Source organism: Streptomyces sp. NPDC006551, from assembly GCF_040611675.1.
GTDB lineage: Bacteria > Actinomycetota > Actinomycetes > Streptomycetales > Streptomycetaceae > Streptomyces.
Genome location: NZ_JBEXOT010000009.1, coordinates 145118 through 166902, shown reverse-complemented (window position 1 = coordinate 166902; position 21785 = coordinate 145118). Strand labels below are relative to the sequence as shown.

At 72.1% G+C, this 21785-nt stretch carries 18 protein-coding genes; 10 read left to right on the top strand and 8 right to left on the bottom strand.

The window, feature by feature from the left end; all coding sequences use genetic code 11:
- Positions 1-24: 24 nt before the first annotated feature.
- From ABZY12_RS12775 to ABZY12_RS12765, 3 genes are all read right to left on the bottom strand, one after another.
- Positions 25-3105 carry a LuxR family transcriptional regulator gene (locus tag ABZY12_RS12775; RefSeq protein WP_356889326.1) on the bottom strand — a complete coding sequence of 1027 codons (3081 nt, stop codon included), beginning with the start codon at positions 3103-3105 and terminating at the stop codon, positions 25-27.
- Positions 3106-3251: 146 nt separating this feature from the next.
- Complete coding sequence (locus ABZY12_RS12770; RefSeq protein WP_356889325.1) at positions 3252-4109, bottom strand: dienelactone hydrolase family protein; 858 nt, start codon at positions 4107-4109, stop codon at positions 3252-3254.
- A 307-nt stretch (positions 4110-4416) separates the two neighbouring features.
- A complete protein-coding gene (locus tag ABZY12_RS12765) occupies positions 4417-4644 on the bottom strand; it encodes a DUF5133 domain-containing protein (protein ID WP_356889324.1) in 228 nt (75 codons plus the stop codon).
- 286 nt (positions 4645-4930) lie between these two features.
- Here ABZY12_RS12765 and ABZY12_RS12760 point away from each other — a divergent pair, with 286 nt between their 5' ends.
- The 4 genes from ABZY12_RS12760 to ABZY12_RS12745 all read left to right on the top strand — a co-directional run bounded on the left by ABZY12_RS12760 (position 4931) and on the right by ABZY12_RS12745 (position 13271).
- Positions 4931-8956: a HAMP domain-containing protein gene (locus tag ABZY12_RS12760; RefSeq protein WP_356889323.1), complete on the top strand. Its 4026-nt coding sequence runs from the start codon at positions 4931-4933 to the stop codon at positions 8954-8956.
- Between the two features lie 96 nt (positions 8957-9052).
- Positions 9053-11602 carry a SpoIIE family protein phosphatase gene (locus ABZY12_RS12755; RefSeq protein ID WP_356889322.1) on the top strand — a complete coding sequence of 850 codons (2550 nt, stop codon included), beginning with the start codon at positions 9053-9055 and terminating at the stop codon, positions 11600-11602.
- A 45-nt stretch (positions 11603-11647) separates the two neighbouring features.
- Positions 11648-12016: an STAS domain-containing protein gene (locus ABZY12_RS12750; protein WP_356889321.1), complete on the top strand. Its 369-nt coding sequence runs from the start codon at positions 11648-11650 to the stop codon at positions 12014-12016.
- A gap of 37 nt (positions 12017-12053) precedes the next feature.
- Positions 12054-13271 carry a PP2C family protein-serine/threonine phosphatase gene (locus ABZY12_RS12745; protein WP_356889320.1) on the top strand — a complete coding sequence of 406 codons (1218 nt, stop codon included), beginning with the start codon at positions 12054-12056 and terminating at the stop codon, positions 13269-13271.
- A gap of 211 nt (positions 13272-13482) precedes the next feature.
- Here ABZY12_RS12745 and ABZY12_RS12740 read toward each other — a convergent pair whose 3' ends face one another.
- Complete coding sequence (locus ABZY12_RS12740; RefSeq protein ID WP_356889319.1) at positions 13483-13989, bottom strand: MarR family transcriptional regulator; 507 nt, start codon at positions 13987-13989, stop codon at positions 13483-13485.
- Between the two features lie 105 nt (positions 13990-14094).
- On the opposite strand from ABZY12_RS12740, the gene ABZY12_RS12735 reads away from it, so the two are divergent.
- From ABZY12_RS12735 to ABZY12_RS12720, 4 genes are all read left to right on the top strand, one after another.
- Positions 14095-15324 (top strand): GAF domain-containing SpoIIE family protein phosphatase, encoded by a 1230-nt coding sequence (locus ABZY12_RS12735; protein WP_356889318.1) that lies wholly within the window; start codon positions 14095-14097, stop codon positions 15322-15324.
- A 37-nt stretch (positions 15325-15361) separates the two neighbouring features.
- On the top strand, positions 15362-15805 hold the full coding sequence (locus ABZY12_RS12730; protein ID WP_356889317.1) for an ATP-binding protein: 444 nt from the start codon (positions 15362-15364) through the stop codon (positions 15803-15805).
- Between the two features lie 189 nt (positions 15806-15994).
- On the top strand, positions 15995-16804 hold the full coding sequence (locus ABZY12_RS12725) for an RNA polymerase sigma factor SigF (RefSeq protein ID WP_356889343.1): 810 nt from the start codon (positions 15995-15997) through the stop codon (positions 16802-16804).
- Positions 16805-16988: 184 nt separating this feature from the next.
- Positions 16989-17417, top strand: coding sequence for an ATP-binding protein (locus ABZY12_RS12720; protein ID WP_356889316.1), 429 nt, complete (start codon positions 16989-16991; stop codon positions 17415-17417).
- Positions 17418-17570: 153 nt separating this feature from the next.
- Here the strand turns inward: ABZY12_RS12720 and ABZY12_RS12715 are convergent, their stop codons facing one another.
- The 4 genes from ABZY12_RS12715 to ABZY12_RS12700 form a co-directional block, all read right to left on the bottom strand.
- On the bottom strand, positions 17571-17828 hold the full coding sequence (locus ABZY12_RS12715) for a WhiB family transcriptional regulator (protein WP_356889315.1): 258 nt from the start codon (positions 17826-17828) through the stop codon (positions 17571-17573).
- Positions 17829-17922: 94 nt separating this feature from the next.
- The gene (locus tag ABZY12_RS12710) at positions 17923-18378 is read right to left on the bottom strand and encodes an SsgA family sporulation/cell division regulator (RefSeq protein ID WP_356889314.1); all 456 of its coding nucleotides are present in this window, start codon (positions 18376-18378) and stop codon (positions 17923-17925) included.
- 226 nt (positions 18379-18604) lie between these two features.
- Positions 18605-19285, bottom strand: a complete 681-nt coding sequence (locus tag ABZY12_RS12705) for a DUF4230 domain-containing protein (protein WP_356889313.1) — start codon at positions 19283-19285, stop codon at positions 18605-18607.
- Positions 19286-19332: 47 nt separating this feature from the next.
- Positions 19333-20061, bottom strand: coding sequence for a beta-glucanase (locus ABZY12_RS12700; protein WP_356889312.1), 729 nt, complete (start codon positions 20059-20061; stop codon positions 19333-19335).
- A 201-nt stretch (positions 20062-20262) separates the two neighbouring features.
- On the opposite strand from ABZY12_RS12700, the gene ABZY12_RS12695 reads away from it, so the two are divergent.
- Complete coding sequence (locus ABZY12_RS12695) at positions 20263-21372, top strand: glutamate--cysteine ligase (protein WP_356889311.1); 1110 nt, start codon at positions 20263-20265, stop codon at positions 21370-21372.
- Between the two features lie 102 nt (positions 21373-21474).
- Complete coding sequence (locus ABZY12_RS12690; protein WP_356889310.1) at positions 21475-21750, top strand: GlsB/YeaQ/YmgE family stress response membrane protein; 276 nt, start codon at positions 21475-21477, stop codon at positions 21748-21750.
- The last annotated feature ends 35 nt before the right edge of the window (positions 21751-21785 follow it).

The window sequence follows — 21785 nt, the reverse complement described above, 5'->3', positions numbered from 1 at the left end:
TACGGCGACCGCCTCACCAGGGCCTCAGGAAGGGCGGCGCGGGACGGCTGCGGGCCCGTCGGCGCTCCTCGCGGCCCGCGCCAGCGCGCCCGACAGCTCGACCCGGGAACGGACGCCCAGCCGGGCGAAGACGTTCCGCAGATGGTGGTCGACCGTGCGGGGGCTGATGGACAGCCGGCCGGCGATCTCCCGGTTGGTCGCGCCCTCGGCGGCCAGCGCGGCGATGCGCTGCTGCTGAGGGGTCAGGTCGTCCGGAGTCGCGGGCCCGCTCGCGCCGCCTCCCGCTCCGCCCGTGGCCCGGAGCTCCGCCCGGGCCTGGGCGGCCCAGATCTCGGCCGCCGCCCGCTCGAACGTGACGAGTGCGTCGCTCAGGCGTACGCGCGCCTCCAGCGGGCGTCTGCGCCGCCTGAGCCACTTGCCGTACGCGAGCAGGGTTCTGGCGCGCTCGAAGTCGTTGCCGGACGCGTCGTGCCGCCGCATCGCCTCGCCGTACCAGTGCGCCGCGTCCTCCGGTGCCGCCGCCAGAAGCGCCCGGCAGCGCGCCAGCTGGGCGGGGGCCTGCGGATCGACTCCTTGGGCCGCCCAGACGGCGAACTCCTCGGCTGCCAGGTGCGCTTCGGCCGCCCGGCCCGTCGCGTCCGCCGCTTCCACGAAGCACGGAACTGCGAGCATGCGCAGCGCGAAGTGACCGGCGCCGGGTCCGGGGCGGACCAGCCGCGCCAGCCGCGCCGCGGCCTGGGCGGCGAGGCCACGGCCCAGCTCCGCCCGGGCCAGCGCCCACTCGGCGAGCGTGGCGGCCTGCGCGAGACCGTGGCGGCGCGCGACCGCGAGCGCCTGCCGGGCATGGTCCCCGACGGACTCCGCGTCGCCGGCCACCGAGGCGACCAGGGCCAGGACGGCGTGCTGATGGGCCGCGACATTGTGCTGGCCGCTCAGTTCGGCGGCCCGCAGCCCCTCCCGGGCGTGCGTGCCGGCCCGGGCGTGGCGTCCGGCCCGGAGCTCGGCATAGGCGAGGTGTTCGAGCACGCGGGGGAGCATGGCGGTACGGCCCTCCGCGCGGACGCGCGCGAGGGCCCGGGCGTGAATGCGGGCCGCCGACGCCGTGTCCCCGAGCACCAGCGCGGCCGATCCCGCCCGCAGCAGGAGCCGGGGTTCGTCGGCCCCGCCGTCGCACGCCACGACGCGGGCGAGCGGCGCCCGGGCCTCGTGCAACCGAGTCGTGAGCGCAGCGCGCATACCATCGAGAAAGTCCCGCTCGGCACCGGGGCCGCGGCTGGGCCGGAGGCCGTCCGGCGCCGCGTGGTGCCGGTCGGCGTTGCCTTCCCGGGCCCCGGCGCCCGGTGCCGCGTCGTGCCCGTCGACGTCGTGCCCGTCGACATCGTGCCCGTCGACGTCGTGCTGGTCGACGTCGTGCCGGGCGGCGTTGCCCGGCGCCGCGTTGCCTTCCCCGGCGCCCGGCGCCGCGTCGTGCCCGTCGACGTCGTGCCGGTCGACGCCGGGCCCGTCGGCGTTCGTCTCGTCGAGTTCGAGCGCCACCAGACAGGCCGCGGGGTCGCCCGCCGCCCAGGCGGCCTCCATGGCGAGGAACCGGGCGTCCGCCGCCTCCTGCGGGGCTTCGTCGCGCAGCAGCGCGGAGGCCAGGAGCAGTGCCTGATGGGCGTCCCCGACCGGACCGTCGGCCAGATCCGAGAGCCCGCGCACGAGTTCGGCCCGGCCGCGCACCACGTCCGCGAGCGACCGCACCTCGTCGGCGGCGTGAAGCCGGTCCGCCCGGTGACCGAGCGCCCTGAGCAAGGGCGACGTCTGCGGCGTGACCGCGCCTCGCGAGCCTCGCGCGCCACCGCCCGAGGCCGGCGAGGCGGCGGCCGTGGAGCGGCCGGTTCCGGGGCCTGGGGCCCCGTCGCCGCGCACCCCCCTGAGGGCGCCCCGCCTGTCGGCGCCCGCCGTACCGGCAAGCACCGCGCTCCGACCGGACCCACCAGGGCCACGGCCCCTCACCCGCGCCGCCTGGCCGAGCACCGTGCCGTTCCGCGGTGTGTCGTCGGGCGGCGCCCCGTCGTTCAGCGGAGGCGCGAACAGGGCGCGTGCCGAACGGCGCCAGGAGGCCGGTGTCGCGGCGAGCACGGCACGGCGGAGGAACGGGTCCTCGAAGCGCAGCGCATGACGCGCCCCGCCGAGGAGCCCGTCAGCGACCAGCCCGTCCAGCGCCTCCGGAGACGTACGCGTCGCCCGCGCGGCGGCCAGGACGGCGCCGGCGTCCACCGTGGGCCGCGCCGTGTCCGCGTCCGGGCCCGCCGTGGCCGCTTCGCCGGCGACGGCCACGAGCGCGAGCAGCCGTCGCCACTCGGCGGGCAGCGCGTCGAGGAGCCCGCCGTACACGTCGGTGAGAACGCACGCGTCGGTCAGGGGGTGGGGGAGGGGCGCGTCGCCCGCGAGCTGCGCGGGCGAGAGGCGCCGGGCCGTGGCGGCCAGGACGCCGGGGTGGCCCGCCGCATCCCGGAGCAGCCGCTCCCGCACGTCGGGAGCGAGCGGGCCCGGCCGGACGTCGTCCAGGAGACCGCTCGCTCCCTCCCGGCTCAGCGGCCCCAGCCGCAGCAACGGCGCCCCCGGTACGTCCGGGGGACGGTGATGACGGGCGAGCGACACCACCCACCCCACACCCGGGAGTGCGCCGTCGGCGCGCAGCGCCGAGACGAGCGCGGCGCGTGAGTGGGCGTCCCACAGGTGGTGGTCGTCCACACACAGCAGCAGCGGCCGCTCGGGGTCGAGGCCCGCCAGGGCCGCGGCGAGTCCGTCCGGACCGCGCGCCACGCGCAGGGCGCGCCGCGTCGCCGACGGGCCGGAGCCGAGCGCGGACAACAGGGACCGCACACCGCTCCACGGGACTCTGTTGCCGGGCGGTGCGGTGACAAGGCGCGCCGCTCCGGCGAAATCCCGCGCCGCGTGGCGAAGGAGCGCCGTGCGCCCCGTTCCCGGGCCACCGGTGATCAGCAGTACGCCGCTCGCCCCGGCGCCGACGCGGGCCGAGAGCGAGGCCACCACGGCGAGTTCGGTCGTCCGGTCGTGCAGCCGCGGAGCAGCGGCCGCGTTCGTCCCTCCGCTCACGGCCGCCACGTTACTGCCCCGTAGGGACCGAAGACAGCCCCCAGGTGTGGACCCTGGCCCACACCTGGGGGCGCGGCTCTGTGAGCGCGCACAAACCGTTCGTCGCCGAAACCGCGGGGCCCGAACCGCGGAGTCGGGGTGAGAGGTCAGGAGTGCGGGCAGGTGCCCCGGTACTCCTCGATGGTCAGGCTGGGACGGGGAAGCGGGCAGAGGAACTGCTCGTACCGGGTGTCGTTGTCGATGAACCGCTTGAGCCACGAGACGCTGTACTTCGCGATCGTCGTGTTCGACGTGTTCGGGGTGAAGTGTGTGGCGCCGTTGAGCTCCAGGTACGCCTTGTCGAGGGAGCTCGGCAGGTTCTCGTAGAACGGCTCCGAGTGCGAGGCCACGGGGGCGATCGTGTCGCCGTCCGCGCCCACGACGAGCGTCGGGGTGGAGATCTCCGGCCAGGTCTTGTCCGTGTTCCAGCCGGTCAGGGGGATCGCGGCCTGCAGCGAAGGCCGGCTCTTGGCCGCTTCGAGCGCCCCACCGCCGCCCATCGAATGCCCCATCACGCCGAGCCGGGTGCTGTCGATCCGGCCGCGGACCACGCTGCGCTGCGTCAGGTAGTCGAGCGCCGCCAGCAGCTGACGGCCGCGGCTGTCGGGCTGGTCCATCGTGGTGTTCGTGTCGATGGTGAAGACCACGAAGCCCTGGGAGGCGAGTCGCGGGCCGAGCCAGGCGATGGACGACTGGGTGGCGGTGAAGCCGGGCGAGATCACCACCGCCCCGAAGGTCCCGTCCGCGGTCGACGTGGGGTAGTAGACGGTGCCGCCGCCGAACCCGGTGACGGCGAGGGAGGAGACGCTGGTCTCGGCGACGGCGTACGGACCGCGCAGCGCCTCGATGCTCGCGACGGTCGGCGCGGGGCCACGCTCGTAGGGGTTGTCCGCGGCCCGGGCGCCGGGGGCGGTGAGTACCGTGAGACAGCAGACGGCCGCGGCGGCGGCGAGGTGTCGTTTCACGACGGAGTCGTCCTCTCGTGTCGTGTGCGGCGGCTCCCGAGGCGGCCGGGAGCGGCCGTGGAATGACTGGCCCGGTCAATGTCCGGGCAACGAGGGACGAAGGCATCGGCAGAATCGCCGGTCGTGGCAGGGGGTCGGCACCACTTCTGAGGGCGCTTCCGCGCGGGGCCGGGCCTGAAAACGCGCCGAATCCGGCACACCCCTCGTCGGGATGTGCCGGATTCGGCCCACCGGATGCGACCCTTTCGAGCCTTTCCGGCTCTTCGGGCTCTTCAAGCCCTTCAGGCTCTTCGGCTGTGCGGCCTCGTCAGGCCATGAGCACCGAGTCGTCCTCGGGACGCGCGCCCGGCAGCCGATGGCGGGCGGCGATCAGCGCCGTGTCCACATCGCGCGTGCCGGTGGAGACGCACAGCGTGTACGCGATGTCGTCCATGCGCTGCCGTACCTCCGCGCTCCCGTTCTCCGCGTGCAGCACCCTCAGCGTCTCGTACTGCTCGATCAGGTTGCTCAGCACCGCAGGATGGGCCATCAACACAGTGCAACTCCCCTCGCCGTCAGGGCGCCGACCGCCCGGTTCGAACCGCCGCGTACCCCGGCTCTCTGTTTGTATGCGGGCCGGGGAGCGGGGTAGGACCGGAGCGGTTCGGTCAGGGGGATCCCTCCCGTCTCCCTCCTGTCGATCACGGGGGGTAGGCTCGTCTTTATTGCCGTACGACAACGGTCTGTGCCGGAGGCGTGCGGGAGGGGCGGTGTCCCGACCACGGGACACGGCGCTGTGCAAGCCCCTCGGTGCCTGTAGGTGAAGCCAACGAGGGTGGGTCATGTCCGAGACGACGATCAAGAGCTCCTCAGGGGCACGGCGGCCGGGACCGGCCGCCGTGGAGGAACCGGAACTGCGTCAGCTCCTGGTGGGCCTCACCGCCGTGCGGGACGGAGACTTCGGCACCCGGCTGCCGGACGACGCCGACGGTCTGATGGGCGAGATCTCCGCCGTGTTCAACGGCATGGTCGACCAGCTGTCCCTCTTCACCTCGGAGGTGACCCGGGTCTCCCGGGAGGTCGGCACGGAGGGCACCCTGGGCGGCCAGGCGGTCGTCCCCGGCGTCTCGGGCACCTGGGCGGACCTCACCGACTCCGTGAACGCCATGGCAGGCAACCTCACCACCCAGGTCCGCGACATCGCACAGGTCGCCACCGCCGTGGCCAAGGGCGACCTCTCGCAGAAGATCGACGTGGACGCGCGGGGCGAGATCCTGGAGCTGAAGAACACCATCAACACGATGGTCGACCAGCTGTCGTCGTTCGCCGACGAGGTCACCCGCATGGCCCGCGACGTCGGTACGGAGGGGATCCTCGGCGGCCAGGCCGACGTCAAGGGCGTCTCCGGCACCTGGCGCGACCTGACGGACTCCGTCAACTCCATGGCCGGGAACCTCACCGCCCAGGTCCGCTCCATCGCGCAGGTCGCCACCGCCGTCGCCGAGGGAGACCTTTCGCAGAAGGTCAGGGTCGACGCGCGCGGCGAGATCCGGGAGCTGAAGGAGACCATCAACACGATGGTCGACCAGCTGTCGTCGTTCGCCGACGAGGTCACCCGGGTCGCCCGCGAGGTGGGCACCGAGGGGAACCTCGGCGGCCAGGCCACCGTGCGGGGCGCCTCGGGGACCTGGAAGGACCTCACGGACAACGTCAACGTGATGGCGTCCAACCTCACCGGTCAGGTGCGCTCGATCGCGCAGGTCGCCACCGCCGTGGCCCGGGGAGATCTGTCCCGCAAGATCACGGTGGAGGCCAAGGGCGAGGTCGCCGCGCTCGCCGACACCATCAACACGATGGTGGACACCCTGTCGGCCTTCGCCGACGAGGTGACCCGGGTCGCCCGCGAGGTGGGTACCGAGGGCCGGCTGGGCGGCCAGGCCCGGGTGCCCAACGTCGCCGGCACCTGGAAGGACCTCACGGACAACGTCAACTCGATGGCGAACAACCTGACCGGGCAGGTCCGCAACATCGCCCAGGTCACGACCGCCGTCGCCAACGGCGACCTGTCCAAGAAGATCGACGTCGACGCCCGGGGCGAGATCCTGGAGCTGAAGACGACGATCAACACGATGGTCGACCAGCTGTCGTCGTTCGCCGCAGAGGTCACCCGCGTGGCCCGGGAGGTCGGCAGCGAGGGCCGGCTCGGCGGTCAGGCCGAGGTCGAAGGAGTCTCCGGCACCTGGAAGCGGCTCACGGAGAACGTCAACGAGCTCGCGGGCAACCTCACCCGGCAGGTCCGCGCCATCGCCGAGGTCGCGAGCGCGGTCGCGGAGGGCGACCTCACCCGCTCGATCACCGTCGACGCCTCCGGCGAGGTCGCCGAGCTCAAGGACAACATCAACTCGATGGTCGGCTCGCTACGGGAGACCACGCGGGCCAACCAGGAGCAGGACTGGCTCAAGACCAGCCTCGCCCGGATCTCGGCGCTGATGCAGGGCCACCGCGACCTGGCCGTCGTCGCCGAACTCGTCATGGACGAGCTCACCCCTCTCGTCTCGGCGCAGTACGGCGCGTTCTACCTGGCGGAGGAGGGGCCCGACGGCATCCAACTCGGGATCGTCGGCTCCTACGGCCGCCCCGTCGGCAGCCCGGCAGACCGCCGATTCCGGCTGGGGGAGTCCCTCGTCGGGCAGGCCGCCCGCAGCCGCCGGGTCATCACCGCAGACGACGTACCGGGCGACTACGTCTCCATCTCCTCCGGACTCGGCAGCACCACCCGCGGCAGCCTGATCGTGCTGCCGATCGTGGTCGAGGACCAGGTCCTGGGCGCGATCGAACTGCTCAGCTTCACCCCGTTCACCTCCGTGCACCGGGACTTCCTGGAGCAGCTCATGGAGACGGTGGGCGTGAACGTCAGCACGATCGTCGCCAACGCCCGTACCGACGAACTGCTCGGCGAGTCGCAGCGGCTGGCCGACGAGCTGCGGGCCCGCTCCGAGGAGTTGCAGGTGCAGCAGGAGGAGCTGCAGCGCTCCAACGCCGAACTGGAGGAGAAGGCGGCCCTGCTGGCGTCCCAGAACCGGGACATCGAGGCCAAGAACCTGGAGATCGAGCAGGCCCGGCAGGAGCTCGAGGACCGCGCCCAGCAGCTTTCACTGGCGTCGAAGTACAAGTCCGAGTTCCTCGCCAACATGAGCCACGAACTGCGTACCCCGCTCAACAGCCTGCTGATCCTCGCCCAGTTGCTCGCCCAGAACCCGACCCGCAACCTCACCGCCAAGCAGGTCGAGTACGCCGGAATCATCCACTCGGCAGGCTCCGACCTGCTGCAGCTGATCAACGACATCCTCGACCTGTCCAAGGTCGAGGCCGGGAAGATGGACCTCAACCCCGAACGGATCGCGCTGCGGCAGCTCCTCGACTACGTCGAAGCGACGTTCCGCCCCCTCACCGCGCAGAAGAACCTCGCCTTCACCCTCTCCACCGCACCCGGTGTGCCGGTGGACCTGGTCACCGACGACTCCCGGCTCCGGCAGGTGCTGCGCAACCTCCTCTCCAATGCCGTCAAGTTCACCGAACGCGGCAGCGTGGAACTGCGCATCGAGCCGGCCACGGACGACGAACTGCCCGCCACCGTGTACCGCGGGGGCGCCGTGGTCGCCTTCCGCGTCAAGGACACCGGCATCGGCATCGCCGCCGAGCACCTCGAAGCCATCTTCGGCGCCTTCCAGCAGGCCGACGGGACGACCAACCGCAAGTACGGCGGCACCGGCCTCGGGCTGTCCATCAGCAGGGAGATCGCCTACCTGCTCGGTGGCGCACTGACGGCCGAGAGCGAGCCCGGGGAGGGCAGTACCTTCACCCTGTATCTGCCCGTCGCCCGGGCCGACTTCCAGGCCCAGGCCGCTCACCAGGGCGGGGAGGACACCGAGACGGCGGAGCCCGCGGAGATCCCGGACGGTGCCCGCCCCGGCAGGGCCGCGCTGCCCGCCGCCCCGCAGGCACGTCAGCCCAGGCGGCTGCTGGTGATCGAGGAGCGCCCCCGCGGGCTGCTCTCGCTGGTCGCCGAGAACGCCGTGGCCGAGCTGGTCGACAGCCGGGACCTCACCGACCGGGCGGACATCGAGGTGATGACGGCCGTGGGACCGCAGGAGGCCGCGACCGCCCTCGCCACCCAGCCGTTCCACTGCGTCGTCCTCGAACTCGACATGGCGGACGACGAGGCCCTGAACTTCCTCGACGCCATGGACGGGGACGCCGCGCTGCGGACCGTTCCCGTACTCGCCCACAACAACCGCAGGCTCACCGCCGAGCACGAGCGCACCCTGCAGTCACGCGCCCGGCAGCGGCCCCTGGAGCTGCTGTCCAGCCTCGACGAACTCCGTGAGCGGATCGCCCTGCACCTGCTCGCCGACCGGCCGGGCGACGTCGTCCCCCTGCTCCGCGGCGACCAGCGGCAGCAGGCCCCGCACACCGTCGACGCCGCCCTGCACGGCCGTACGGTGCTCGTGGTCGACGACGACGCCCGCAACCTCTACGCCCTCAGCGGCATCCTGGAGCTGCACGGCATGAAGGTCCTGCACGCGGAGAACGGCCGCAAGGGCATCGAGTCGCTCGCCGCCCACCCGGGCATCGACCTGATCCTGATGGACGTGATGATGCCCGAGATGGACGGTTACGCCGCCACCGCCGCGATCCGTCAGATGCCGGCCCACGCCGGCCTGCCGATCATCGCGGTCACCGCCAAAGCCATGCCGGGGGACCGGGAGAAGAGCCTGGCCGCCGGCGCCAGCGACTATGTCACCAAGCCCGTCGACTCCGACGACCTGATCGCCTGCATCCGCCGGTGGTTGCGCGACGGGCAGTGAGCCGCGTCCGTCGCCCGACCAGAACCGCACAGCCGTCCTGTCCCGCCCGTCCGTTCCCGCGGCCCCCGAGGCCGTCGCATCCGAGGAGTCCGCGCCATGAGTGCTCCCCCCGACCACGGCGGAGACCCTGTCGCACGTCACCTCGGCGACGGCTCATCGCCGACGCCGCCCGCACCGGCGCCCGGCGCCGTCCGGCCCGCCTCAGCAGGGGGCGTGGTGCCGGCGCCCCGGAGCGCGGCGGGCGACGGCCCGCACGGCGATGCCGCCGACGCGTCCGCCGCCCCCTATGAGGAGGACCTCCTGTCGGACCAGCATTCGACCGTCGGCCGGCTGGCCGCGACGGTGGAACGGCTTCGCGGGGAGGTACGGGCCGCGCACGCCGCGGCCGACGGACGAGCCCTGATCGAACTGGCCAAGGGCGTCATCGTCGAGCGGCTGCGATGCGGCCCGGCGCAGGCCGCCCTGCAACTCGCCGAACTCGCGGCGCAGGCCGGGCTCTCCCCCCTGGAGCTGGCCGCCGACATCGTCAACCAGGCCGCTCACGACCGCGTCGCCGAGGTCGCCGAGGACTTCGTCCGACGGGCGGTCGGTGAGCCGGACGGCGACGACCGGCCCGGACCGTCGGTCGCCGTCCGGCTGCGCACGGCCGAGAGCGCCGCCCTGAACGCCGGCGACACCCAGGCGGTGGCCGAGTCCCTCCTCGAACACGCACTCGCGCCGCTGGGAGCCACGGCCGTCGCCGTCTGGACCGCGGGATCCGACGCCTCCCTGACCCTCTGCGGCCATGCGGGCTTCAGCACCGACGAACCCGTGCGCTGGCGCTACGTACCGCCGGGGGTGGCCACCGCCGCGCGCCAGGCCCTCACCGAGCGCGGCACCGTCTGGTTCCCCTCGCTCGGGGCCACCGGCGTCCCCTCCATCGGCTACGCCCGGAACCCGGACGGCGGCCGCGTGGTGGTGCCCGCCGGAACCGGCGGGCGGATTCTCGGCGTCCTGGAGATCTGCTGGCCCCAGCCGCTGGAACGGCAGCCGCAGGCCGTGGAGCGTCAGATCGAAGCGCTGGCCGAGCTGTGCGCCCACACGCTCGACAACCTCGTCGGCGGCCCGGCGCCGGCGCCCCCGCACGAGCCGCCCGGGGTCTCCGAACTGGTGGACCTCTCCGACGGCCTCTACGACCCCGCCCTCGTGCTCACCCCGTACCTGGACGCGGACGGTTATCTCCGCGACTTCCGCATCCGCCACGCCAACGAGCACTTCCAGGACCCGGCGGGCCGGCCCAGGAGCGCCGTCGACGGGTCCCTGCTCCTGGAGGCGTATCCCACGGCGGCCGGCGACAGCGAACTCTTCGAGCGGATCGAGCGCGTCTACGCCACCGGTGAACCCTTCCGTGCCCGGCGCGCGCCGCTCACCGCGCTGGTGGACCAGGTGCCGCTCGCCTCCGCCGCCGACCTCAGCATCAGCCGCCACGGCGGCGGTGTGCTGCTCATCTGGCGCATCGAGGACGAGGCGGCCAGGCTCGCGAGTCTGCTGCAGCACGCCCAGCGCCTCGGCCGCATCGGCGGGTTCGAGGAGAACGTCCTGACGGGCGAGATCACCTGGAACGGGCAGCTCTTCGACCTGTACGGCAGAGAGGCCGGCGAGGCTCCGGTGCCCCTGCGGGACCTGGCCGCCCACGCCCACCCGGACGACGCCGACACCATCGGCCACTTCCTCCAGGCGGTCCTGCGCCACCGGCGCGCGGCCTCGGCCGCCTTCCGGCTGCTGCGGCCCGACGGGGTGACCCGGCACATCCGGGTGATCGCCGAACCCGTCCTCGGTCCGGACACGCGCCTCCTCGCCGTACGGGGCGCCTACCAGGACATCTCGGCGCAGCACTGGACGGAGGTCGCGCTGGCGGCGACCCGCGACCGGCTCGCCGTCACCGAGCAGGAGTCCGCGGAGCGGAACCGGCTGGCGCTCCAGCTGCAGCACGCCATCATGCCGCCCACCAGGGGGCCGCTCGACGCCCCGGGGCTGCGGATCGCGGTGCGCTACCGGCCCGCCGAGACGGAGTCCCTGGTGGGCGGCGACTGGTACGACGCCGTGGTGCTGCCGTCCAAGAAGGTCCTGCTGTGCGTCGGGGACATCGCCGGCCACGGCATCGAGGCCGCCACCGGGATGGTCGTCCTGCGCAACGCCATGCGCGGCCTCGCCGTGACCGGAGCGGGCCCCGCGCAGTTGCTCTCCTGGCTGAACATCGTGGCGCACCACCTCACCGAACAGGTCACGGCCACCGCCGTCTGCGGCATCTTCGACCCCGAGAGCCGCACACTGCGCTGGGCCAGGGCCGGGCACCTGCCGCCGGTCCTGGTGCGCGGCACCGGAGCCACGACGCTGCCCCTGCTGAAAGGGCTGCTCCTGGGCGCCCTCGCCGAGGCCGAGTACGAGGAGGCGGAGATCCAGCTGGAGGCGGACGACACGGTGCTGATGTACACCGACGGTCTGGTCGAGCGCCGGGACACGGCCGTGCACGACTCCCTGGCCCAGCTCATCGCCTCGGCCCAGGCGCCGGCCGACACCCTGGAACGCCGGCTCGACACCCTGCTGACCCACAGCAAGTCCGACACCGACGACGACACATGCCTGATCGGGGTACGGGTCTCCTGACCCCCTCCCCAAGAAGGACCGACCCCTCATCACGAAAGCAGGACCATGACCGAGCGAGAAGCGAACCTGGACGTCGAGGTGGAGATCCGCGACACCGACACGGCGGTACTGTCCGTGGGCGGCGAGCTCGACATCGACACGGCCACGCTGCTCCACCACCACCTGGCCAACCAGTTCGTGCACGGCCGCCGCCACCTCGTCCTGGACCTGTCCCGTCTGGCCTTCATGGACTCGTCCGGCCTGAACGTCCTCATCCGGGCGGCGCGCGACGCGCGCGAGGCCGGGGGCGACCTCCATCTCGTGGCGCCGACCCCGGCCGTTCGGCGCATCCTGGAGATCACGGGCCTCACGATGACGACGCCGCTGCACGCCGATGTGGCCCAGGCGCTCGTCGCCGCCGGCCACACCAGATAGCCCCGGACGGGACAGAACAGAAAAGAAGCGGAAGCACGTGGACGAGATCGCCATTGTCGAGCAGGCGCTGCGCCGGGCCGCTCCGCACATGCTGATGAGTGTCGTGGAGGAGGCTCTGCGGAGGTACTACGGCGCCCTGGACGTGGAACTCCGGCTGGCCGACTACGGCCTGCGCTCGCTCCAGCTGGTGGGGAGCAACCCCCACGCGGTGCAGCCGCTGCCGATCCACAGCAGCCCGCAGGGTCGTGCCTTCGGCGCCCAGGAGCCGTACGTGACGCGCACGGCCGACTCCGTCCAGGCGCACCTGCCGGTCACCATCAGAGGAGACCGGATGGGCGTCCTGACGGTGACGGTGGCGAAGGACCACGACATCGTTCCGCAGCTGCCGGAGCTCCAGCACATCTGCGAGGCCCTCGGCCACGAGATCCTGGTCGCGGAGCGCGACACCGACCTGTACGTCCTGGCGCGCCGGGCCGCCCGGCTGACGCTGGCGGCCGAGATGCAGTGGCAGCTGCTGCCGGGCCGGTCCTGCGCCCGGCCCGAGTTCGCGCTGGGGGCGCATCTGGAGCCCGCCTACGCCATCTTCGGGGACAATTACGACTGGTCCGCGTCGGCCGACCACCTGACGCTGACGGTCACCAACGGGATGGGGGAGGGCATCGAGGCCGCCCTGCTGACCAATCTCGCCATCAACGCCCTGCGCAACGCCCGCCGCGCCGGCCTCGGCCTCGCGGACCAGGCGGCGCTCGCGGATCAGGCCGTGTACGCGCAGTACCGCGGCCGCTCCTACGTCTCCGTCCTCCTGCTGCGCTTCGACCTCACCAGCGGAGAGGTGGAGGCCGTGGACGCCGGTTCGCCCCGGCTGTGGCGCCTGCGGGACCGCACGGTCGAGAGGGTCTCGTTCGAGTCCCAGCTGCCCCTCGGGATGTTCGAGGACACGGTCTACACCGCCGAGCGCTTCACGGTGCGCCCCGGTGACCGGCTGCTGTTCGGGAGCGACGGGGTGTACGACGCGGCGTCCCCGGACGGGGAGAGCTATGGCGAACGGGCCCTCGCCCGGGCGCTCACCTCGACGAGGCTGCTGCCTCCCACCCAGGTCCCGGGCGCCGTCCTGCGCGAGCTCGCGGCGTACCACGGGGACACCCCCTTGGAGGACGACGCGCTGGTGGTCTGTCTCGACTGGCGGGGCCGCCAGGACGACGCTCGGGGCGGCGGTGGTCGGGAGAGCGCACCGCCGGAGCCCGCCGACGCCTGACGGGCCGGACGCCCGCCGACCGTAGCCGGGGCCGGATTTCCCCGGGGCGCGCCCCGCATCACATGACCATGTGTCAACAGTTGTCGTCCGGCAAATGTATCCTTGGTGCAACACCTGGCTCGTGCCCGGGAGTGAACACGTCGTAGGCGACCAGAGGGTGACAAGTGGGACATGGGGCGCGTGACCGGACGACGATCACGGCGGACGGTGGTCAGGCGGACCGGGCGTTCCCGAGCGGCGTGCTGCGGCGCGGAGAGGGATTCTCCTTGTCCAACGCCTCCTGGAACCCGGTCAGTCCGCGCAGCAGCGCCTTGCGGGTCGTCGGCGTCATGGCGGTGATGACGGCCAGCAGGGACTCCTCCCGCTGGACCCGGAGGTCCCGCAGGTACGCCTTGCCCCGGACGGTCAGGTGCAGTTCGAGCTGGCGGCGGCTGACGGGGCTGGGCAGCCGCTGCACGAATCCCAGCGCCTCCAGCCGGTCGCACATCCGGCTCACCGAAGGCGGCGCGGAGCCGAGCAGCTCGCCCAGGGCGCGGAGGTTGATGCCCTCCTCGCGGTCGAGGCTGTAGAGCACACGGAGCTGAGACGCCGACACGGGCGTCGACGACACCATGTCCCGGCCGCGTTCCCACAACACCTCCAGGAGCTCGATGAGCTCCCGCGCTGCCTCCGTCGTCTCCTGCGGCTCCCGCTGAGACGGGGCGGGGTTCGTGTCCATGGCTACTGACACTCCTCAGGCGTCCGGGGCCGAGGGCGTCGGTCTCGCGACGCGCCGGTCATCTACATCTCTCCAGAAGGCGGTACGGATTCGGTGGATCGACGCGTGACAGTGGAACGCGCTCTGCGCGCGGCGCCGGCACACCGCCTCCTGGACTCCCTCCGTATCGATCTGGCACAGCAGTTCGCCGCGTTCTCCGCCGACCTCCTGCTCGTCGACTACGGCCTCACGGAACTCCGCCCCGTCGAGCCCGTGCAGGCTCCGGGCGGGTCGCAGCCCATGACCGTGGACTCGGGGCCCGCGGGGCACGCCTTCTCCACACAGCAACCATATCTTTTCGGTGGAGACGGACCCACGGCGACCGCGTTCCTTCCTGTGACGGTTCGCGGCGATCGATGTGGGGTTCTTGTGGTCGCCCTGCCCTCGGAGCGGGCCACGCCGGAGACGACCGAGGACCTCGCGGCCATCGCCGAGATGCTCGGACACGCCCTGCGCGTCGCCGACCGGCACACCGACGTCTACCGGCGGACGCGCAGGGCGCGCGCCCTCGACGTCCCCGGTGAGATGCAGTGGGACCTGATGCCCGGGCGGGGCTGTGTGGGCGAGGAGTTCGACCTGCACGCGTACTGGGAGCCGGCCTACTCCTCCGGCGGACACGTCCTCGACTGGTCCGTGACGGGGGAGGAGCTCACGCTGGTCGTCGCCAACGGCACCGGTCCCGGCACCGAGGCCGTCCTGGTGAGCAACCTCGCCCTGAACGCGATCCGCAACGCCCGCCGTGCCGGACTCGACGTCGTCGGCCAGGCGAGCCTGACCGACCAGGCGCTCTACGGACAGCACGGAGGAGAGAGATGTCTCTCCGCCCTGCTGATGAGCTTCACGCGCGCCACCGGCGAGGTGCAGGTCGTCGACGCCGGCTCGCCGACGGTCTGGCGCATCCGCGGCGCCGTCACCGAGCGGCTCGAACTGGAGCGCCAGCTCCCCCTGGGCATGTTCGAGGACACCGTCTACGCGGCCCAGCGCCTGGGCGTCCTGCCCGGCGACCGGCTCGTCTTCGTCGCGTGCGACCCCGTCGAGCCCGCCGGGGGTGGAGACGAGGGAGCGCTGGACCGGCCGGTCGTCCGGGCGATCGAGTCCACGAGACACATGGCCTGCGCGGACATCCCCCGCTCCGTCGTCCGGGCGCTGCGGGAGTCCGGCCGAGGGGCGCCGGACGACGTCCTCGTCCTGTGCCTGGACTGGCACGGCCCGCAACCGCGCCAGGCCCGTCCGCGTCCACATTTCTCGGATGTGAACGGAATGGAACGGGCGCGCATGGGAAAATGCGCCGGATGAGGCGAGGAACGAGCAGCCACGTGAGGGAGGAGGGGCGATGGCCGAGGCGATCGCCAGGAGAAGCGCGGTGCGCCGACCGTCGCTGTGCGCGAGCGTGGCCTACGAGGGGTCCGACGCCGGCGACGGCATGATCGCGTCGGCCCGTGACTTCACCGCCGACTTCCTCGCCGCCGCACCGGCCGCGGGAGGCGGGCCGGTGAGCCGGGAGCGCGTCGATCTCGCGCGTCTCGTGGTGAGTGAGCTGGTGACCAACGCGGTGCGGCATGCGCCCGGCCCCTGCCGTGTCCTCCTGGAGCTGTTCGACGGCGCTCTGGAGATCTCGGTGTTCGACCACCTCGACGCCTCCCCGGTACCTCGGGCGCACGACCCCCGTCGCATCGGCCAGCACGGTGTCGAGATCGTCGTGGCGGTCTGCGAGAGCGTGAGCGTGGAGCCGCAGCCGTCGGGCAAGCGTGTCCGGGCCCGCCTCTCCCTCGCGTGATCAGCTCCGGCGTGGTGGACTGGCGTGGCCGAAAATTTTTTCTTCCCGATGAGAATTCCCTGGCATGCCTCGCGGAAGCGGGGGTAGGCGAGGCTCTCACGGGGGGAGACGAGCAGCCGATGGACGAGGGAGGTCATCAGAGTGCCGACTGAGGTGACGACGGAGACGAGGGCCGGTGTCGAGACGGGTGTGGGGGACCTTCCCGTACTCGAAGCTCCCTGCAAGGTCGCCCCGAAGGACGCACGTGAGCTGTCGAAGGTGTTCTTCGACAAGCTGGCGGTACTGGAGGAGGGGACCCACGAGTACCAGTACGCGCGCAACACGCTGATCGAGATGAACATGTCCCTCGTGCGCTACGCGGCCGGCCGGTTCCGGGCCCGCGGCGACGAGATGGAGGACATCGTCCAGGTCGGCATCATCGGCCTGATCAAGGCCATCGACCGCTTCGATCTCTCCCGTGAGGTCGAGTTCACCAGCTTCGCCGTTCCGTACATCGTCGGCGAGATCAAGCGTTTCTTCCGCGACACGTCGTGGGCGGTCCACGTACCGCGTCGGCTGCAGGAAGCCCGGGTCGAGCTGGCCAAGGCCACGGAGGAGCTGAGCTCCCGCCTCGGCCGCGCGCCGAGCGTGGCGGAGCTGGCGGCCCTGATGAACCTCTCCGAGGACGAGGTGATCGAGGCACGCATCGCCTCCAACGGGTACAACTCCACGTCGCTCGACGCCGCGGTCGGCCCGGACGGCGAGGACGGTGACGCGGCGCTCGCCGACTTCATCGGAGTGGAGGATCCGGCGCTCGAGCTCTTCGAGAACTTCCATACCCTCGCGCCCCTGCTGGTCGAGCTCGACGACCGCGACCGCCGGATCCTGCATCTGCGATTCGTCGAGGAGCTGACGCAGTCGGAGATCGGCAAGGAGCTCGGGATCTCCCAGATGCATGTCTCCCGGCTGCTCTCCCGCAATCTGGAACGCCTGCGGAAGGGAATGCTCGACCAGGCGTGACGCGGACCGCGTCACGCCAAGGGGCGGGCTCCCTTCTCTCCAACGGAACGGCCTCACCAACCCCCTTCTGGTGAGGCCGTTCCGTGCTGGGCGGCCGGAGACCACGTCCGACGGGAGAACGACAAGGGCATCGGGGCAGCGACAAGGGCCAGGGACAGGGTGAGGAAGGCGAACGGGGAACGACATGACCGAGGTGAGTGTGACCCTGTGCGAGGGCGATGCCCTGCACGCCGTCGTGGAGTTCGACAGGGCCCAGGGGGCCATCGCGGAGGCCCGGGACTTCACCGCGGCGTTCCTCGAGGGGGCGGAGACACCCGGAGGGCCGTACCCGGCGCAGGACGTCGACGACGCCCGCCTTGTCGTCAGCGAACTCGTGACCAACGTCGTGAAGTACGCCCCCGGCCCCTGCCGACTGGAACTCTCGCTGCACGCGGGGATGCTGGAGATCTGCGTGCTCGACACACGCCCCGTGACCCCGGTGGCCCGCCCGCGGGACCCGGACCGGCTCGGGCAGCACGGCATGGAGATCGTCCTGGCGCTCTGCGCCGGCGTCGAGACCGAGGCCGTGGCGCCCTACGGCAAGCGGGTCAGGGCGCGTCTCCCTCTCGGTTGACCCGCGCCCCGACCCGCTCCACCCCGACCTGTGCCCCGGCCATGCCGCGCCGACCCGCGCCGAGCCTCGGTCCGGGGCTCCGTCCGTCTCTTCGGCCCGGCGTGTCTCTTCGGCCCGGCGTGTCTCTTCGGCCCGGCGGCGCGCCCGCCGGGCTCACTTCGTCTCCGAGGCCCGGCGGCGCAACCGCCGCTTCAGCGACCGTCGTTCGTCCTCCCGCAGACCGCCCCACACCCCGGTCACCTGGCGGGAGTCGTCCATGGCCCAGCGCAGGCACGCCTCGCGCACGGGGCATCGCCGGCAGATCTCCTTGGCCTCCTCGGCCTGGATCAGGGCGGGTGCGCCGGTCCCGACCGGGAAGAAAAGGTCGGGGTCGACATTCTGGCAGGCCGCGGATGCGCGCCAGCTCTCCATCGGTTCCTCCTGTTCGTGTGCGTGTGTTCGTGTCTCTCCTTCTCGGCTCACCCGTGTGCGGTACTTGAAACTCCGTCACCCCTACGGCGGATCCTCACCGTTGCGCGAAGAAGTGCGGGGTCTCGGCCTCCCAGTCGATCCGCCCGCCCTCGCTCCCCTCCGGCACGGCGGCGTACGTCTCGCCCAGCCAGTCCCGCAGGCCCGCACGGTCGACGTCGACCAGCGCGAAAGCCCCGGCCGCGCCCAGCCGCATGCGCACGCGCCCCTCCCTGCCGCCGCAGCGCAGCGGCCACAGCCGCACGTCGCCCTCGCCGCTCAGGACACGGGTGCCCGAGCGCAGCAGGTCCCGGGAGAAGGTCCAGACGACGACCCGGCCGAGCGGAAGCCGGAAGCTGACGCGTACCGCCCAGGGATCGTCGGGGTCGTAGTCGAACGCGGCGGCGATGGAAAGGTCGACGCCTTCCTGCACCTGACGGGCCGTCGTGTGCCACGACCGCACCGGAGGCGTCAGCTGCCGCTCCGCGGTCTCGGGTCGGTTCGGTTCGGACATCGTCACCACTTCCCTCGGGGAGATCGCGCTGCCTGAGCGGCGCCGTGCTTCTCCCTCGTAACCGCCGACGGCGAATTCACGCACCGATCCGGTAAAAGGCGGGTGAAAGGTGGAACCGGTGCCCGCGGTTGACGACGCGCAGGGAAGTACGTGATCGGGCGAGTGCCGTGAAAGGCGCTGCTCCCGCGCTGGGAGGGCGGCGCGTGACGGGCGGTCCTGCCGCCCGTCAGACGTAGGTGACCGTCACCCGCTCGAAACCGAGAGCGCGCAGCATCCCCTCCAGCATGGCCGTGGTGTTCTTCTCGGCCCGCAGGGTCAGGTCGCTCTCCCGCGCGGCCTCGCCGATGCGCTGGGCGGCGAGCGCGTGCACGGCCCGCTCGTCGGCGGGGTTGTCGGAGAACAGGTCGCCCAGCCGGTCCAGGAGCCCGCGCTGCTTGGAGACCGCGTACGACTTCTCGGGATCGAGCGACGGCTCGGCGAGCCGCGCGTGCGGCAGGCGCAGCGTGGCCGAGCTGCGCTTCTCGTCCACCGTGACGCTGTCCTGACCGATGGCGCCGAGATCGACATAGGCGCCGACCGTGCCACTGGCGACGTAGAGCGTACGGGTGCCCCGGATCGCGTCAGGAAGAAGCCGCGCGTCCTTCTCCAGGTCGACCACGATCTGGAAGTTCCCGGCGGCACCCTCGTAACGGTGCATGTCCTGAACGGATTTCAGCAGCGCCGGGCCCGAACGGTCCTTCGTCTCCAGGCCGAGGACCCCGTCGAGACCGGGCACGAGGCTGACTCGCCCGAGGAGGACGACCAGGAGCGCCCCCGCCAGGAGGGCGACGGCGACGACCGGCCCGCGGCGGGCCGCACGCCCGCGGGCCGGCAGCTCGCGCGGGGGAGTCTCCTCACCTTCTCGCATCCTCTCCTGATGCCCGCGGCGCGCACTTTCATCCCCGGGGCCCGCCTTCAGGGCCGGTGGACGCGAAGGTCCGACACCTCGAAGGACATCTCCGATGTGCCGGGGTCGGGAGGCGGGTGGTGGCGCCCGGCGCACACGGACAGGTTCACGATGAGATACGCCCGCCACCGGCGACCCACCCCGCGCCGGTCGGCGAACACCCGCAGCCCGTTCACGTGCCACACCACCGAGCGGGCACCGAACTCGACCCTCAGGTCCACCCACGCGCCGGGCCGGATGGAGGGATCCCGGTAGTAGAGGTGCCCTCCCCGCACCCGGTTCGACAACTCCAGCAGATCGGGGTTGTCCGGGTGGTACTCGAAGACGTCGATCTCCTGGTCCCCGTCGAGCCAGGTCCAGATCGCCGGCCAGGCGCCCAGCTCCTCGGGCAGCCGCACCCGCGCCTCCAGTATGTCGCCGGCGCGGACCATGAAGCCCTCCGCGCTGCCCTCCGTCGTGAGCAGGCCCGTGCTCCAGTTGCCGTCGGTGCGCCGGGTCGCACGGAACCGCCCCGAGCGGCTGTAAGCGGCGTCCTCGACGAGATGGTCCAGCTTGTTGTCCCCCGGGTTGGTCGGCCCGCCGTTCGGATAGGCCCACGACCGCCCGGCGACCCACTGCTCCGTCGAGGCGAAGTCCGCGGTGAAGACGGGCTCCGCGGTGCGGGGCGCTCCATCGGGGGTCACCTGGCCCCGTCCGCGCCGGAGCCGTTTCAGCCGGTCGATGATCTTCCGCAGCATCGGTGACTCCTCCGCCCGCCGGTACGAACTGTCCGAACGGGTTCTGCCCGCCCCGCGCCGCGACCATACGAGGATGCTCACGCTATGGCGTCAACTCGTCACGTTCAGGAAGGAGTCCCAGCTCCTCGCGGTCCTGGGCGTTTCCGATCCGAGTGCGTGGACAGAGGCAGCAACCAAAGAGTCCGACCGAGGGGTGGAGACGTGCGCAGCGTAGGTGTCGAAGAGGAACTTCTGATCGTGGACGCGGACAGCGGTGAGCCGCGCGCTCTCGCCGGCGCCGTACTGGCGGCGGCGGAGCGGGCGGCCGACCGCGAGAGCCGGGACGACGACCGCGACTTCGAGAAGGAACTGCAGAAGGAACAGCTGGAGTTCGCCACCAAGCCGGTGACCAGGATGGACGAACTCCAGGAGGAGATCGTCCGGTGGCGGCGCGAGTCGGCCCGGCACGCGGCGACCGTCGGCGCGGTCGTCACCGCCATGGCGACATCGCCGCTGCCGGTGAGCCCCTCGCTCAACGTGGGGGAGCGGTACCAGTGGATGGGCCGGCAGTTCGGTCTGACCGCGCAGGAACAGCTGACCTGCGGCTGCCATGTGCACGTGTCGGTCGAGTCCGACGAGGAAGGCGTCGCCGTACTGGACCGGATGCGGCCCTGGCTTCCCGTTCTCCTGGCGATGAGCGCGAACTCGCCGTACTGGCAGGGCGAGGACAGCGGTTACGGCAGCTATCGCAGCCGCGTGTGGAACCGATGGCCCTCGGCCGGTCCGGTGGACGTCTTCGGCTCCGCGGACCGTTACCACGAGCAGGTCAAGGCCATGATCGACACGGGGGTGCTGCGTGACCAGGGGATGATCTACTTCGACGCGAGGCTGTCCGCGTCCTATCCCACGGTCGAGGTGCGGGTGGCGGACGTCTGTCTGGACGCGTCCACGCCCGTCCTCCTGGCGGCCTTGATACGAGGCCTGGTCGAGACGTCGGCGCGCGCCTGGAGGGAAGGCGAACCGCCGCCCAGGATCGGCACGAGCCTGCTGCGGCTCGCCTCGTGGCGGGCCGGCCGCTCGGGTCTCGACGGCCCCCTCATCCACCCCGAGACGATGCGGGAGGCGCCGGCCGAGAGCGTCGTCCAGGCGCTGTACCGCCATGTGGAGCGGGCCTTGGAGGACCTGGGCGACGCCGAGCGGGTCCGGCAGGGCATCGCCGACCTGATGGCGCGGGGCAACGGCGCGCGAGTCCAGCGGGAGCTGCTGCGCGCCGAGGGCAGCCTCGCCGCGGTGGTCGCCAGCTGCGCACGCATCACCACGGCCGGGGTGTAGGAGTGCCTTGAGGGCGTCTCGCGCGTTTGGATCCGGCCGTGGCGCGCATCCGATGGAGGAAGGAGAACGAGGCAGGACGCCAAGCCCAGAAGGAGGACCACCATGGGCATCATCGCCTGGATAGTCATCGGACTGCTGGCCGGTTTGATCGCCAAGGCTCTCATGCCGGGCAGGGACCCGGGCGGGCTCATCATCACCATGCTGATCGGCATCGCCGGCGGGCTGCTCGGCGGCTGGCTGGGCAAGGTGATCTTCGGTGTCGAGTCGATCGACGGCTTCTTCGAGCTGTCCACCTGGATCGCGGCGATCGTGGGGTCGATGATCCTGCTCGCCCTGTACCGGCTGTTCACCGGTGGGCGCACGCGCCGGCACGCCTGACGGTGCCGGTGGGGATCACGAAGGGGCCGGCCCCC

Bases quoted from the DNA above. Each gene is read 5' to 3' on its own strand.
- ABZY12_RS12760 (WP_356889323.1), top strand. From the start codon at position 4,931: ATGTCCGAGACGACGATCAAGAGCTCCTCAGGGGCACGGCGGCCGGGA.
- ABZY12_RS12755 (WP_356889322.1), top strand. From the start codon at position 9,053: ATGAGTGCTCCCCCCGACCACGGCGGAGACCCTGTCGCACGTCACCTC.
- ABZY12_RS12750 (WP_356889321.1), top strand. From the start codon at position 11,648: ATGACCGAGCGAGAAGCGAACCTGGACGTCGAGGTGGAGATCCGCGAC.
- ABZY12_RS12740 (WP_356889319.1), bottom strand. From the start codon at position 13,989: ATGGACACGAACCCCGCCCCGTCTCAGCGGGAGCCGCAGGAGACGACG.
- ABZY12_RS12730 (WP_356889317.1), top strand. From the start codon at position 15,362: ATGGCCGAGGCGATCGCCAGGAGAAGCGCGGTGCGCCGACCGTCGCTG.
- ABZY12_RS12720 (WP_356889316.1), top strand. From the start codon at position 16,989: ATGACCGAGGTGAGTGTGACCCTGTGCGAGGGCGATGCCCTGCACGCC.
- ABZY12_RS12715 (WP_356889315.1), bottom strand. From the start codon at position 17,828: ATGGAGAGCTGGCGCGCATCCGCGGCCTGCCAGAATGTCGACCCCGAC.
- ABZY12_RS12710 (WP_356889314.1), bottom strand. From the start codon at position 18,378: ATGTCCGAACCGAACCGACCCGAGACCGCGGAGCGGCAGCTGACGCCT.
- ABZY12_RS12705 (WP_356889313.1), bottom strand. From the start codon at position 19,285: ATGCGAGAAGGTGAGGAGACTCCCCCGCGCGAGCTGCCGGCCCGCGGG.
- ABZY12_RS12700 (WP_356889312.1), bottom strand. From the start codon at position 20,061: ATGCTGCGGAAGATCATCGACCGGCTGAAACGGCTCCGGCGCGGACGG.
- ABZY12_RS12690 (WP_356889310.1), top strand. From the start codon at position 21,475: ATGGGCATCATCGCCTGGATAGTCATCGGACTGCTGGCCGGTTTGATC.